Origin of the sequence: Thermoactinomyces sp. CICC 10521, assembly GCF_016055135.1 — a bacterium.
In the GTDB taxonomy this organism is placed as follows: Bacteria; Bacillota; Bacilli; order Thermoactinomycetales; family Thermoactinomycetaceae; genus Thermoactinomyces_A; species Thermoactinomyces_A daqus.
This window is the reverse complement of record NZ_JAECVZ010000025.1, coordinates 24851-38701: the sequence shown is the minus strand read 5'-3', so window position 1 is coordinate 38701 and position 13851 is coordinate 24851. Positions and strand designations below refer to the sequence as shown.

The following is a 13851-nucleotide window of genomic DNA, read 5'->3' as shown; positions in this document are numbered from 1 at the left end:
ACGGCTGTATTGCCCGTCCGCAAACAGCCCTTCATAATCCAGTTCATATCCCTGAACGTAAAGCTCGGCCACAGTGGCCAAATTCTCCAGATAGTCAGCATCCCCGTCCAAATCCTGACAGGCGCGGATGCAGTGGTTGCCGAACTTCTTCAGTGCCGGCAGCTCCCTGTGCTTCCCATCCGTTTCCATCGAGAATACGGTGGAACCGGATTTCCGGTTCAGCCATTGCTCCAATTGTTCAACAGCATCGTCCAAATCACGCACCACACAGGCCAGGCGATGTTTAAAATGCTGTCGGCCGACCAACAGGGTATAGCACATATTTCCGCAATCCGTCTTGTCTTCTTCCTTGCAATGGTCGATGAGTTGGCCCGCCTGTTTCCGCAACTCCTCCTCGGAACGTGCCGACAGAACGAGCAGATAACCGGGCTTGTCCGGGTGCTGCCTTCTGACCTCCGGCGCTTCCTCAATTACCATATGGGCGTTGGTTCCGCTCACGCCAAAGGAGCTGATGGCCGCCCGACGCTTGACTCCGGGCTCAACTTTCCAGTCTCTCAGCTGCGTATTGACAAAAAACGGGCTGTCTTTAAATGAAATATTGGCATTGCCTTTCCTGAAATGAAGAGAAGGCGGGATTTGCTTATGCTTCAGGGCAAGCAGGATTTTGATGAGACCGGCGATCCCCGCTGCCATTTGCGCATGCCCGATATTGGTCTTGATGGAACCGATCGCGCAATATTCCTTTTTGTCCGTATAGGATCGAAACGCTTGCGTCAACGCCTGAAATTCGATCGGGTCGCCCAGTTTGGTTCCGGTTCCATGTGCCTCCACCATCTGAATCTCTTCCGGGTTGATGCCAAACTGGTCATAGACAAAGCGCTCCAGACGTTCCTGAGAACGCTGGCTGGGGGCGGTGATCCCGTTGGTCGTGCCGTCCTGATTGATCGCCGAACCGCGGATCACTCCGTAAATGTAATCCCCGTCCGCAAGGGCGTCCTCCAAGCGTTTCAGAACCACCACGCCAACACCTTCGCCGGGGACAAATCCGTTGGCCCGTTCATCAAACGTATAGCACTGCCCAGTGGGAGACAACATCCCCGCCCGATGCTCCGTCCTGTATAAATCCGGCGTGCATTGAATCGACACGCCTCCGGCCAGCGCCATCTCCGTTTCCCCGGTCCACAGTCCCTGGCAGGCCAGATGCACGGCCACCAGTGAACTGGAACAAGCCGTATCCACCGCAATTGCCGGTCCCTGAAGGTTCAAATAATAGGCAATGCGGGCGGGAATGACCGAGCTCAAATTGCCCCAAAACGCCTGAGGAGGAGAATCGTCATTCAGCAACTGCTGATAATCCCCCCCACTGCAACCCACATAAACCCCGCAGCGGCAACCCTGAATTTTCGCACCGGCATAACCTGCATCCTCCAGAGCATTCCAGCACTCTTCCAGGAAAAGGCGCTGTTGCGGGTCCATCGAAGCAGCTTCCATTCCGGAAATGTTGAAAAAGAGCGGATCAAACTGGTCGATATCTTCGATAAAACCGCCGTATTCCCAAACTTCCGGCTCTCCCTTATTCTCCTGACGCCACCGGGACGCCCTTTCAATGAGATTCGTCCCCTCAGACAAATGCTTCCACAAATCACGCACATTTTTGGATTTGGCAAATCTCCCGCTGACGCCGATGATGGCGATCGGGACTTTCCCGCTTATGACTCCCGTTTCCCCAGCACGCCGTTCCTCTAGCTTCGGCAGCTCTCTCACGGCCCCGGAATCATCCCCCGGATCATATTCGCGGCAAACGCGCTCCGGCTCGCTCCGGCCCAATGCATCCGCAATCACATCTTTGAAATTGGCCAGCAGATATCGGGTGAGCAGGTTGACTGAACTGTAATCAAACAGAATGGTCGTCGCCAATTCCAGGAAATATTCCTGATTAATCGCTTGGACCAGTTTAATGCCGGTAATGGAATCGACGCCGTAATCGCGAAATGCCGAATCAAAATCGATCTCTTCAGGATCCACAGACAATGCCCCGGCTAAATGATCGACGATCAATGACTGAACCGCCGCTTCCAGCTTTTGATCATTTACGGTCCATCCATGTGCGGTAACATCCGCTTCACCGGATGCATCTCCCTTCTCCGGCAGTGAAACCGGCTTCGCTTGCCGCCGTGCCTCTTGCCGGACCTTCCCGTCGCTTTCGGCAATGATGATCTGCTGCCCCCAGGGATGGGCCTTCTGCGCCGGAAAATGCATATTTTCAAATCCTTCCCGCTCCAATACATGCTTCCAAATCGCCGGGGGAACCGCAGGCCCTCCGGGAAGGCGCAACGTTTCATCCTCATACAGCCACCAGCCCTGCAACAGACCGAAGGTTAAATGGAGAAACAGGGAATGGCTGCTGATCTCGTTTAAAACCAATAATCCGTCCTTCTTGAGAACAGCCTTGACCCGGCGCAAAGTGCGGGCAATATCCCTCGTCGCATGCAGGACATTGGTCGCGATGGCCACATCATAGACTCCGGTCTCAATTCCCTGTCCGGCAGCCGGAGCTTCTGCGTCATAAGTGGCATAAGTCAGGTAAGGGTACTGCCTGCCAAATGCTTTTTCCGCATACAATAAAAAAGCTTTGGAAATGTCGGTATAGCAATATTCCTGAATATGCTCCCGGTAAGGCTTCAGCTTCTGCAAAACGCTGATACTTGTTCCACCGGTCCCCGCCCCGATTTCAATGATGCGGATGCGCGCAGCAGGATTCTGATTTACCCGGTCGCGGATGGCATCCTCCACTTTTTGCGCAACAATCTCATTGAAATAATCGGCAACCGCATTGTTGCGATAGATTCCTTCGACCAAATCCATCGAGGAATCGGGAAAGAGGATATCGGTCGCCGGTACCTTGCCCGTAAGAATTTGCGGCAGGTTCCGAAGCGTTCGCTCGACCAAAACCGCCTGTGCCTTCGTATCGGGGGATGACAACCACCGTTCTTTTTGACGTTCCCACTCATTCCACCCATCGCGAGTGACCCGATCGGGGTTGACCACATACCCGTCATCCCCATCTGCTTTCAGATAATGATGCCGCGTCAAAAAGACCAGACTTTGCTCAAGCCATTTGCCGTATAAATTTGCCACCCTGGCTTTCAATCGGGACAAATCGAGACGGTTTCCCTCAAACAGTCCCAGTGACTCCAGTTGCATAAACAGCAGCTTGCAAAGCAGCCCGTCCATTTCACTCATTTGCAGACCGTGTTTGGCCTCGGGAACGTGCGGAATCCCGGAATGCCAAAAACGTTTCCGGTGAAACGGATAGGCCGGCAGCGGCACGGGACGGCTCTTCTTGTCGGAAAACAGTCCGGACCAATCCAGGTCATAACCCTGCACATATAAACGGGAGAGAGCCGTCAGGTGCTCCTGATATTGCTCCGGGGGCAGATCCGGATTTTCTGCCAGTTCCCTGATCAGCCGCTCTCCGCGGGCGATTTGTTTCGGTTCCGGCTGAAATGAAGGCTTTTTCCGCTGCCATACATAATCCTGCGCTGTTCCGATCTGTTTGATTTCATCCAATTTTTGCTTCAGTTCGGCCAAATCTGCGGCAATCACAGCGCACCGAACCGAAAAATGGCTTCGGCCAAAAAATAATGATTTCGCCACATCCTCCGTCGCGTAGTCATCCCCTTTCCGCTCAAGCCAGCTGACCATATCGGCCATTTTTTGCTCCAGGGCTTCTTTGCTCTTGGCCGAAAACGGAAACAGATAATAAGGCCGTCCGGGCGATGGCCCCTCCGTCTCCCCGTTCACGTCCCGTGCCGGGGGTTCCTCAATAATCAGGTGGGCGTTTGTCCCGTTGGATCCGAGAGCACTGAGCCCTGCCCTCAGAGGAACATCCCCGCTCCGTTTCCATTCCTGCCGCTTTGTGCTGATCCAAAACGGGGTTTCTTCTCCACTCCTTTTCTCTCTTTTCCCCGCGTAGAGGGTGGGCGGGATTTCCCCGTGTTTCATGGACAGTAATATCTTGAACAAGCCGGCCATGCCAGCGGCCAGGGCGGTGTGACCGATGTTGGGTTTATGCGATCCGATCACACAAAACCAGGATTTATCCGTAAACATGCGAAATGCTTCAGTCAATGCCTTCAACTCGATAAGGTCCCCGAGCTTCGTCCCGGTTCCGTGCACTTCGATGTAACCGATCGTTTCCGGATCGATCCCCGACTTTGTATATGCATCGATGATCAATTCCTTTTGTGAAGCAGCACTGGGCGAGGTCACTCCGTTGGTCCGGCCGGCCTGATTCACGGCAGACCCCTTGATCACGCCGTAGATCGGATCACCGTCCCGGACTGCCGCATCGAGCCGCTTCAAAACGGCTGCACCCACTCCTTCGCCCAAAACCATGCCGTTTGCTTCGGGATCAAACGTTTTGCACTGACCATCGGGAGACAACAAACCAGCCTGTGAAGAAAGGACAAAAAATTCCGGTGTGCTTGCCACAAAAACCCCGCCGGCCAAAGCCATTTCCGACTCACCCTTGCGAATGCTCTCACAAGCCAGATGGATGGCTACCAGAGAAGAGGAACAGGCAGTATCCACCGTAAGACTGGGGCCCTTGAAATTGAAAAAGTAAGAAATGCGCGAAGCGAGCATCGACATTTCATTGCCCCAAAATGTTTGTGCATCGACCCCTCTGTCCCACAGCCCTGCTCTGTAGTCCGACGGCCGTCCGCCGACAAAAACCCCGACTTTTTTTCCTGATAATTTTTCGACGGGATAATGGGCATCTTCAAAAGCCTTATATGCTTCTTCCAGGAATAATCGATGCTGCGGATCCATTCGTTCCGCTTCCGCAGGCGAAATATCAAAAAAGGCGGCATCGAACCGGTCGATCTGTTTCAGAAGCCCGCCCCATTTACTCACAGATCGATTTTTGCGGGCAGGATCGGGATGGTAATAATCCTTCTCCGTCCAACCTGGCCGGCGGATTTCCTCTATGCAGCAATCACCCGCCCTCAGGTGGGCCCAAAATTCCTCCAGGTTTTCCGAACCGGCGAATTTCCCGGAAATGCCGATAATGGCAATATCGGATGAGGTCTCTTCGTCGATGGTTGCCATTTCGGGGCCTGATCCCACTTCTTCCGTCATGTAACGGTCGGCAATATGCTCGGCCAATTCCGGAATTCCTCTGTAATCGAAAACCACTTCAACCCCTAAATCAATTCCCAGGCTGCGATTCACCGCTTCCACAAAATCGACTGCCATGATGGAGTTCATGCCCATCTCCATAAAACTTTTATCCAAATCAACCGGTTCCGCCTGTTCACCGGCCACTTGCAAAAATTCCTGAACCAACCTCTCTTTAATCTGTGCAATTGTCCCCAGCCTGCGCTCCATCTTTCCTCACTCCTTGTTTCTGTTTAAAAAAGCAAGGATTTGTTCGGCAACCTCTCTCCAATCCGCTTCCAGCATCAGATCATGGCCCATATCCGAAAAAATCACCGGTTCCGACTGATAAAAACGTCCAAGGGACAAAGTCGTCTTTTTGGAAATCATTTGATCCCGGTCTGACCCGATGATCAACAGGGGAACCTTGGCGACCGTCTTCCTGGGCACCACCCGCATCAGACATTCTCTGCTCGCCTTGAACGATTCAGGTTGCAACTTCCGGTTGAGCGCCTTTTTCTCCTGCTCCGTCGCCTTGTCAGACAGAAACAAATCGACCGGAAAAACATCGGTTTTGCCCCTGTTGAACAATGAGAGTCGGCGAAATTCCCCGGTGCGGGTAAACAGCAGACGCAAAAAATCCCAAAGCATCCCGCCCGGCGGAACAGAAGACAGCAAGACTGCCGCCTCGATCTGCTCCGGATATTGGTGCAACAGTTTCTGCACCACTGCCCCTCCCATGGAATGACCGATGAGAACCGGTTTCTGTTTTAAGGAAAGCATGACGCGATACACATCATCCTTGTAATCGTCAAGAGAAAAAGAATCGAGGCTTTCACGGCCCTCGCTCCGGCCGTGCCCCCGCAGACTGAGCGCATACGACGGAAAACCCCGGGAACGAAAAAAAGGAAGGAAATGCTCCTTCCAGCACCAGGCTCCGTGATTGGCCCCGTGCACGAACAACAGCGGGACGGTTTTTGCACCCTGCCCGGGGATTTCACAAATCACTTCCAGCTTCATAAATAACTCCTTTTCCTTCATCTTTTGCCCGGGTTTTTCAGGCAAAAAAAACAGGACGGGATCAATGCCCGGGCAAACTTCGCACACTGACGAAATCCGCTATGGAATGCTAGCGAAAATCAAACAGGCCTTTCTGGTTTTTTCTCATTCGGAAACTGATAAAATGTTTGCGATTCAATTGCAGATAAATGTTATGCTCGCGGAGATGTTTCATCGTCTGTCCCGGCGGCTGGCCGAAGGAATGTCCGGGATAAATGCGGACGTGATCGGATATCGCCGCCTTGAGCTTCTGAATGCTGACATACAGATCCTCCGCAGAACCGCCCGGCAAATGGCAGGCGCCACATCCTTCCGCAAAAAGGGTATCACCGGTAAACAGGCTGTCTTCAAGCCAAAAACACATGCTGCCGGCCGTGTGTCCGGGCGTAAGCAGACAGTGCAACTCCATCTGCCGCAAAGAAAGCCGGTCACCGTCTTCCAGTGCGTGCAGTTGCGGGCAACGAAAGCCGGAAACTTCGATCTCCGCCCTGGACATGAACACATCCGGTTGGGCCCGCTCCAGCAAGGGGGGAACCAGATTGACATGATCATGGTGAGAATGAGTCAACAGGATCGCCCGGAGATCCGCTTTTGTCCTTTCAAGCTGCTCCGTGATCTTATTTAATTCCCATGCCGGATCAATCACGATCGCCTGCCTGCTCTCAGGCTCGACGATCAGATAACTGTAATTGATGAAAAAACTGTAACTCATTCTCAACGGATACAGTTCATAAATCATCCATTCAGTTTTTCAAAGAGAATATCAGCCAAACCGCCAATGTTCCGGGCTTCTGACAATTCAACGAGCGGGATCTGCAAAGAGAGCGATTCCAACGTCAGCATAATGATCTCAGCGCGGTCCACGGAGTTGGCACCCAAATCCGCCAAACGGTCATCCGGCCGAAAGGCATGATGCTCCAGTTCCGGAACCACCTCGCGCGCGTGTTGTGTGATGATTGCGAAAATATCCTCTCTTTTCATCTTTCTTCCCCCTTGGGCAAAAGGTCAATTAAAGATCGCAGATTTCATGACATTGCAAAGATATTGGAGGAAATTTTTATGTACCGGGCTCTTGCCGGCCTTTGGATCAGCAGGCAAAAACCCCTCGTTTTCCAAAACCCCTCCATCCAATCCGGTATTTGTCCAACACACATCCGGGTAAATGCTTCAGATCAGCGCCTCCTGCACGGCAGAAGCGGAAAAAAGCCTACCGAATCGTTCGGTTAAAACCCGGGCGGTTTCGTCCAGCAGACGGATGCCGATTTCATCCACATGCCGGTTTCGCCAATTTTCCAGCGGTGTGCCTTTGACCCACTGATTAAACGATCCCAGCGCAGGACCGCAATGGATTTGGTAATCGACTCTGGATTCTTCACTGCCGTTGAGAGCGAGCTGATTGCTGTAGTGAAAATACCATTTGAAAATCATGGCCATCTTTTGCTTGGGGTTCATCTCTGCCTTTTGCAATTCCCCGGGAGAATAATGGCCTTTTACAATTTCATAAACTTCCTCAAAAGTGCGCTTGAAATATTTTTCCTCAATTTGCTTGCGCACCTGGGCATCGATCTCATCCCACGAGTCATGGTGCCGGTACAAATCAAACAATTTATTGGCGCGTGCGGGAAAAAACACCCCTTTTTTCAAAACCTGAATCTTGGCGCCCAATTCAAACAGATCCCCGGCCGGAGCATATTCCGTATCCTGCACATTCATTTTCTCCAACAGATCTTTCACTGCATGGCTTGTCTTCGCTTCCACCGTACATTGATTGATCGAACCTGTCAGGATATAGTCCGCCCCCATCGTAAACGCGGCAGCCGCAGCTTCAGGCGAACCGATCCCTCCGGCTGCTCCTACGCGAATCTCCTTGGCATACCCATACTTGGCCACAAGGCGGTCCCGCAATTTCAAAATGGCCGGCAGCAGAGCATAAGCCGCGCCGCCATCAGTATGCCCGCCGGAATCGGCTTCAACGGTCAAATCATCGGCCATCGGCACTTGTTTCAGCATATCCGCTTCCTGCCGGGTGATTTTTCCTTCGCTGAGCAACTTGTCAACGATGCGTTCCGGGGCCGGACTTAAAAACGCTTCCGCCACTTCCGGGCGCGAAACTTTGGCAATGATTTTATTTTGGCACTTCACGGAGCCATCAACGGCCCTCGTAACACCCTTGGCGCGATAGAGAACAAGTGCGGGCGTGATGCTGAGAAAGGCGGAAGCTTCGATCACAGGCACATTGTGCCTTAAAAACAATTGGACGATCGCTTCTTCCTTTGCCGGGTCGGCCAGCTGGTGAACGAGATTGAATCCGTAGGCCTCTCCCTTGTTCAGTTCTCTCTGGATCGCCAGAATCGCCTCTTCGATTTCATTCAGCTGCAATCCCCCGCTGCCGAAGAATCCCATCATTCCCGCCTTGCCCACTCTCACGACCAATTCCTTCGAGGCGATCCCCCGATACATGCCGCCGGTGAGATAAGCGTATTTCAGGTTGTAATCCCGCTTAAACGAAGCGCTTCCCAAAGATGAGGCCGTGATGCGGAACGAAGCCGGTTCATCTGCCGCTGCCGCGCTTTTTGCGGGGACTGGCAAAAGCTCCCCGGCAACCGTTTGCTCTTTTTCCTCCACTTTCAAAGGCTCCGCTTCTCTTTGAATGCGCCGAATCAAGCCTTTGAGCACATTGCCCGGCCCCACTTCCTCAAAGTCCGTTTCTCCTGCTCCCATCAAATATTGAATGCTTTCCGTCCATCTGACAGGATGGTCAATTTGCTCGATCAGCTTTTGCTTTATGTCCGCACCATAGGGCCTTGCACTCACATTGGAAATGACGGGAATGGCCGGTGCAAACAGCGTAAAGCCGTTTAAAAAGGAGGCAAACTCCGCTTTGATCTCCTTCATATACCGCGAATGAAAAGCGCCACTCGTTTTTAAGGGGACAAACATCCGCACCTTTTCCATTTGCCCGAAAATCGCCTGCGCCCGTTTAAGCTCCTTGGTCGGGCCGGAAATGACAATCTGGGTCGGTGAATTGAGATTGGCAATATCCAGGCGGTCCAAGCCGTTCCCCGACAAAACTTCCGCAATCTCCGCCTCTTTCAGGCCGATGACCGCCGCCATGCCGCCTCCCGTACAACGGCCCATCAACTCCCCTCTTTTTTTCACCAATGTCAAACCGGTCTCAAAATCAAATACACCCGCGGCAAACAGCGCATTGTATTCCCCCAGACTGTGTCCGGCCACATAATCGGGTTTCCCGCCGGTCTCCTTCATCTTTTTCAAATAATGAAGGGCATTGACTGTAAACAACGCCGGCTGCGTAAACTCGGTAAAGCCCAATTTTCCTTCCGAATCTTCCAGACACAATTCTTTAATGGAGTATCCCAGAATCTCATCCGCCACCTTCGTCAATTCGGGGAATTCATCAAATAATGTTCCTCCCATTCCTTTGCTCTGGGCTCCCTGTCCGGGAAATACATAAACGGTCATTCCATTTTCCTCCCCTTTGCTTGATCCAGAGGCAACGAGCACCGGATTTCTTTTCAAACTCCTATGTAATTCCGCATTCCATCCTCCCCCGACACTCTAGTGCTTTACACTCTCCCTCCCTTTAACAAACCGGAAAGATCGTCCAGCAGATCCCTGACCATTCCGGTCTCCCATACGGCTCTCTTCGGATAAGCGATGGAACAAATATAAGGCTCAAAAATGAAAGAAGCCGCGCAATACTGCGGAAAATGGACAAAATGGCTGACAATCACACGATCGTTGATTTCTGTTTTTTCTATTAAAAAAATTCCAACAGAAGAGGTCAGCCCCGTCTTCAACACTTTCGACATACTTTCTTTCACAGTCCAGAAAAGAGTGAGGGCCGTTTCATAAGCAAACGGAATCGATTTGGCGAGGTCCTGTTCCCTGACAGTCAATTGCCTTTCCAGTACATCTTTTTTCTCAGGGCAAATTCTCTCTATATCAATCCCCATCGGCACTGCTTCCGGAAAAGCAATCGCCGCTCCGAGATCGTCACAATGGGTGATGCTCACTTGAACCTTCGACGAACCCGGATAAACGGCGACTGGCTGATGAAAAATTCCATGTTCAATTAAAACCCGTTCCGGCTTTTCTTCTCCAATCAGGAACGAAACCGCTCTTTTTCCTGCATATCTCCCGGCGAGATAGCTTTTGATTCTCCGTTCAAACTGAAGGGTGTCAAAATATTCCCTTTCTTTTGCTTGGAGGAATTTCACCGTCTGCATATATGCCATCATCCGACGGGAATAACACAGGCACAGACCGGCCATATAATTTCTATCCATTCCTTTTAAAATTAACTCCGCCGTCCATGTTTCCGGCAAATCACTTGCCATCATGGTTTCAGACTCCCCGCCGGCCTTTTTCCCCTTTGTCTGCGATCATCATCCCTCCGCTCCTCTCCCATCACCTGTCGGATTTTAATTCGTCAAGCCATAAAAGTGCCTGAAGACACACTTCTCCCCGTTCGTCTGTATGCATACACACTACCATAACCGTTTCGTATGTTCCCCAAGATCCTCCAACGTGCCGAAACAACGATTGAATTCTCTCAGGTGCATAAGGAGGTAAATCCATTTCCTGAAGTAACTTTTAACACTTAAATACTTTCAAATTATTTTCAGATATGATACTATCATACTATTCATAAATCTATTATTTGTCAATCTCTTATGATTATTATGTATAAAGGGCCGGATGGCAAGGGCCCGCTTTATTTCCTAGTCTTGTTCCGTTCCAACGTCGTTTGACTGATTGCCACTTTCCTTGTTCCCAGCTTTATCTTTCCCCGTCTGTGATTTGGTTGAAACTGAAAGTTGCAAATTCCAGTGCAAAAACAATTTCACTCCGGGAGGATTACTGAATGAACTGGTATGCACTTTTTGTAGAAACCGGTCAAGAGGAAACTGTGAAAAAGCTGCTTCACCTGCATTTTGATGAATCTACGCTTTCTGCGTTTGTCCCCAAGAGAAGGGTCCCCGAAAAAAAGCTGGGCAAAATTTATCACGTTCTCAAAAAAATGTTTCCTGGTTATGTGCTCATTAAAACCAAAATGAACGCAGATCTTTTTTACAAAATCAAAAAAATCCCCAAATGTTATCGCATCCTGGGTAACAGAACGCATCATTCAAAAGACGACGAGGCCTATTATTCAACGATTGATGAAGAGGAAATTTCCCCGATCCTGAAGCTGATCGGCAATGATGAAGTCGTCGATTATTCGAAAATTTATGTGGAAAACTCGAGAGTCTTCGTTCAATCAGGGCCGCTGAAGGGGATGGAAGGGATAATCAAAAAAGTGGATAAACGCAAAAAAAGAGCGAAAATCCTCCTGAACTTTATGGGTACCGAAAAAATGATCGATGTGGGGGTCGAAATCATAGCCAAATCGAATTCCTGACGGAAGCCTTGTGATGCCGTTTCCGGTCATTGCCGGACTTAGTTCATTTCAGCCCGAACTTGAACCGGTTTACGCCATCATTGAATTTTTGCCGTACTCACAGTACAAACTCGAATATTGAAGCAACCCAAATTTTTTTCGGCAATTGGATTCCATTGTTTTGATTCTTTGTTATTTCTCCCCAGCAGCCGGCATGGCCCGAATTCAGTCATGGAGAGGGGGTGATTACTTGTCTTTTCAGCCGATTACTTCGCCGGATTCAATTTCGCGGCCCCCACAACATGATGGCCGCACCGAATAAACAAATAACGGCACCAATCCAATCGTAAAGATCGGGTGTTTTCTTGTCGATCACCCAGCCCCATAAAACAGAAAGAACAATAAAAACCCCGCCGTAAGCGGCATACACTCTCCCAAAGGAAGGAAACGACTGCAAAGTGGCCACGACTCCGTACAACGCCAAAACAATCCCGCCAAAAATACCCCAATAAAGAGGTTTGCCCTCTCTCAACCACAGCCAGACCAGATACCCTCCACCGATTTCAAACAAACCAGCCAACAGAAAAAGCAAGATCGCTTGCAACGTGTCTACCCCTTCTGAATCAAAATCGATTTTTGCCAATCAATACACATTGTAACAGAGATTTTAGTTGAATTCCCCACTGATTCTGCCGATAATAGAGATAAGAATGTATGTTTGCATGAAAGGTGAGCCAACGATGAAAAAGATTTTACATCTGGATCTCGATGCGTTTTTCGCCAGCGTGGAACAACTGGATGACCCGGCGTTGCGGGGAAAACCGGTCATTGTCGGCGGCAGGGGAAAACGCGGCGTCGTGGCCACCTGCAGTTATGAAGCACGGGCATATGGAATCCGGTCAGCCATGCCAACCGCCATGGCCCGCAAGCGGTGCCCGGACGGCATTTTTTTGCCGGCGAGATTTGAGCGATACAGAGAAAAATCGGCGGAAGTCCGTCACATCTATACCGCTTACAGCGACTGTTTTGAAACAGTGGGATTGGATGAAGCTTACCTCGATCTCTCCCATTATGAAAACGCGGTTCCCGTCGCCCGTGAAATCAAGCGGCGGATTCAGGCGGAGACGGGACTCACTTGCAGCATCGGCCTTTCCTACAACAAGTCGATGGCCAAGATTGCCAGTGATTTAAAAAAGCCGGATGCATTTGTGATCATACGGCCGGAGCAGGCATTGGCCATATTAAAGGATCTGCCGGTCGGCGCCCTTAACGGCATCGGAAAAAAATCGCAGGAACGGCTGATAAACATCGGGGTGACGACCATCTCCGATTTTTGGCGTTTGTCCCTGGATGAGGTGGTCCGGATGTTCGGCAGGTTTGGCTATGCTTTGTACGACCGGGCCAGAGGAAAGGATGATCGCGAGATCTCCCCCAACCGCCCACGCAAGTCTCACAGCCGGGAGATCACACTGCCTGAAGATCTGTTCGACAAGGAGGCCATCGCCCGGATCGCCCGGGAACTGTTGACGAAAGTGCAGCTCGATCTCAACGGTTCCGGCATCACCCCGCAAACGCTCACCCTGAAAATCAAGTATGCTGACTTCACCCTGCGTTCCAAACAGCAAACAACGGCCCAGCCTGCCCCCGACTGGTCGGAAATCCTGGAAGAACTGCTCGTGGCATTTGACTACACCCCCGGCGTCCGCTTGGTCGGAGTCGGTTTTTCCAATTTTGTACGGGCATCGGCTGAAACGTACGAACAACTCTCATTGCCTTTAGGTTAAAAATATAAGGCGGATGCAAAAAGACCGATCGTTTTTGCATCCGATCGGTCTGAAACGTCCTATTTCAATAACGTATCCACCGTTTGCATCACGGCGCTGATCATTCCTCCCAAGGTCCCGCCGGCCGCGATTATCCCGCTCATCTCATTCAGCTTCTGATTGAGATGCTCAAGTATGCCTTTCGTGCATTTTCCTGCTTCCACCATTTTTTGCGGACCATATAACGTTGCCAGATACTCAACCTTCTTATCTTCATTTAACTCATCGGTCTTTTCCAGCGTTTCAATCAGTTGCCGCAGTTTCCGCTCTAACACGTCCCATTCATTTCGCTGGTGTTGCAGGTAATTGTTTTGGACAATCGAGTTTTTCCCGCCTTTGTTGATAATCAGTTGTCCATGATTTTGATCAATGTGAATTCCGTCTTTCCCCATCATAAGTTTCCTC

10 protein-coding genes are annotated in these 13851 nt (G+C 50.8%); 2 read left to right on the top strand and 8 right to left on the bottom strand.

What is annotated here, in order from left to right; all coding sequences use genetic code 11:
• From I8U17_RS14420 to I8U17_RS14395, 6 genes are all read right to left on the bottom strand, one after another.
• Window positions 1-5391 (bottom strand): beta-ketoacyl synthase N-terminal-like domain-containing protein (locus I8U17_RS14420; RefSeq protein WP_198059650.1); only part of this gene is annotated, 5391 nt, incomplete at its 3' end.
• A 6-nt stretch (window positions 5392-5397) separates the two neighbouring features.
• On the bottom strand, window positions 5398-6180 hold the full coding sequence (locus tag I8U17_RS14415) for an alpha/beta hydrolase (RefSeq protein ID WP_198059649.1): 783 nt from the start codon (window positions 6178-6180) through the stop codon (window positions 5398-5400).
• Window positions 6181-6289: 109 nt separating this feature from the next.
• Window positions 6290-6931, bottom strand: coding sequence for an MBL fold metallo-hydrolase (locus I8U17_RS14410; RefSeq protein ID WP_370589264.1), 642 nt, complete (start codon window positions 6929-6931; stop codon window positions 6290-6292).
• 23 nt (window positions 6932-6954) lie between these two features.
• Window positions 6955-7200 carry an acyl carrier protein gene (locus tag I8U17_RS14405; RefSeq protein WP_033101208.1) on the bottom strand — a complete coding sequence of 82 codons (246 nt, stop codon included), beginning with the start codon at window positions 7198-7200 and terminating at the stop codon, window positions 6955-6957.
• A 186-nt stretch (window positions 7201-7386) separates the two neighbouring features.
• Window positions 7387-9702 (bottom strand): ACP S-malonyltransferase, encoded by a 2316-nt coding sequence (gene fabD, locus I8U17_RS14400; protein ID WP_198059648.1) that lies wholly within the window; start codon window positions 9700-9702, stop codon window positions 7387-7389.
• 104 nt (window positions 9703-9806) lie between these two features.
• The gene (locus I8U17_RS14395; RefSeq protein ID WP_160173856.1) at window positions 9807-10583 is read right to left on the bottom strand and encodes a 4'-phosphopantetheinyl transferase family protein; all 777 of its coding nucleotides are present in this window, start codon (window positions 10581-10583) and stop codon (window positions 9807-9809) included.
• Between the two features lie 524 nt (window positions 10584-11107).
• Here I8U17_RS14395 and loaP point away from each other — a divergent pair.
• Window positions 11108-11644 (top strand): antiterminator LoaP, encoded by a 537-nt coding sequence (gene loaP, locus I8U17_RS14390; protein ID WP_198055969.1) that lies wholly within the window; start codon window positions 11108-11110, stop codon window positions 11642-11644.
• A 259-nt stretch (window positions 11645-11903) separates the two neighbouring features.
• Here the strand turns inward: loaP and I8U17_RS14385 are convergent, their stop codons facing one another.
• Complete coding sequence (locus tag I8U17_RS14385) at window positions 11904-12227, bottom strand: YnfA family protein (protein ID WP_033099866.1); 324 nt, start codon at window positions 12225-12227, stop codon at window positions 11904-11906.
• A 136-nt stretch (window positions 12228-12363) separates the two neighbouring features.
• Here I8U17_RS14385 and dinB point away from each other — a divergent pair, with 136 nt between their 5' ends.
• Window positions 12364-13407 carry a DNA polymerase IV gene (dinB, locus tag I8U17_RS14380; protein ID WP_198059647.1) on the top strand — a complete coding sequence of 348 codons (1044 nt, stop codon included), beginning with the start codon at window positions 12364-12366 and terminating at the stop codon, window positions 13405-13407.
• 59 nt (window positions 13408-13466) lie between these two features.
• Here dinB and I8U17_RS14375 read toward each other — a convergent pair whose 3' ends face one another.
• On the bottom strand, window positions 13467-13838 hold the full coding sequence (locus I8U17_RS14375; RefSeq protein WP_033099864.1) for a hypothetical protein: 372 nt from the start codon (window positions 13836-13838) through the stop codon (window positions 13467-13469).
• Between the last annotated feature and the right edge of the window lie 13 nt (window positions 13839-13851).

Excerpts from the sequence above, each read along its gene's own strand:
- dinB (WP_198059647.1), top strand. The coding sequence starts at position 12,364 with ATGAAAAAGATTTTACATCTGGATCTCGATGCGTTTTTCGCCAGCGTG.
- fabD (WP_198059648.1), bottom strand. The coding sequence starts at position 9,702 with ATGACCGTTTATGTATTTCCCGGACAGGGAGCCCAGAGCAAAGGAATG.
- I8U17_RS14415 (WP_198059649.1), bottom strand. The coding sequence starts at position 6,180 with ATGAAGCTGGAAGTGATTTGTGAAATCCCCGGGCAGGGTGCAAAAACC.
- I8U17_RS14410 (WP_370589264.1), bottom strand. The coding sequence starts at position 6,931 with ATGAGTTACAGTTTTTTCATCAATTACAGTTATCTGATCGTCGAGCCT.
- loaP (WP_198055969.1), top strand. The coding sequence starts at position 11,108 with ATGAACTGGTATGCACTTTTTGTAGAAACCGGTCAAGAGGAAACTGTG.
- I8U17_RS14395 (WP_160173856.1), bottom strand. The coding sequence starts at position 10,583 with ATGATGGCAAGTGATTTGCCGGAAACATGGACGGCGGAGTTAATTTTA.
- I8U17_RS14375 (WP_033099864.1), bottom strand. The coding sequence starts at position 13,838 with ATGGGGAAAGACGGAATTCACATTGATCAAAATCATGGACAACTGATT.
- I8U17_RS14405 (WP_033101208.1), bottom strand. The coding sequence starts at position 7,200 with ATGAAAAGAGAGGATATTTTCGCAATCATCACACAACACGCGCGCGAG.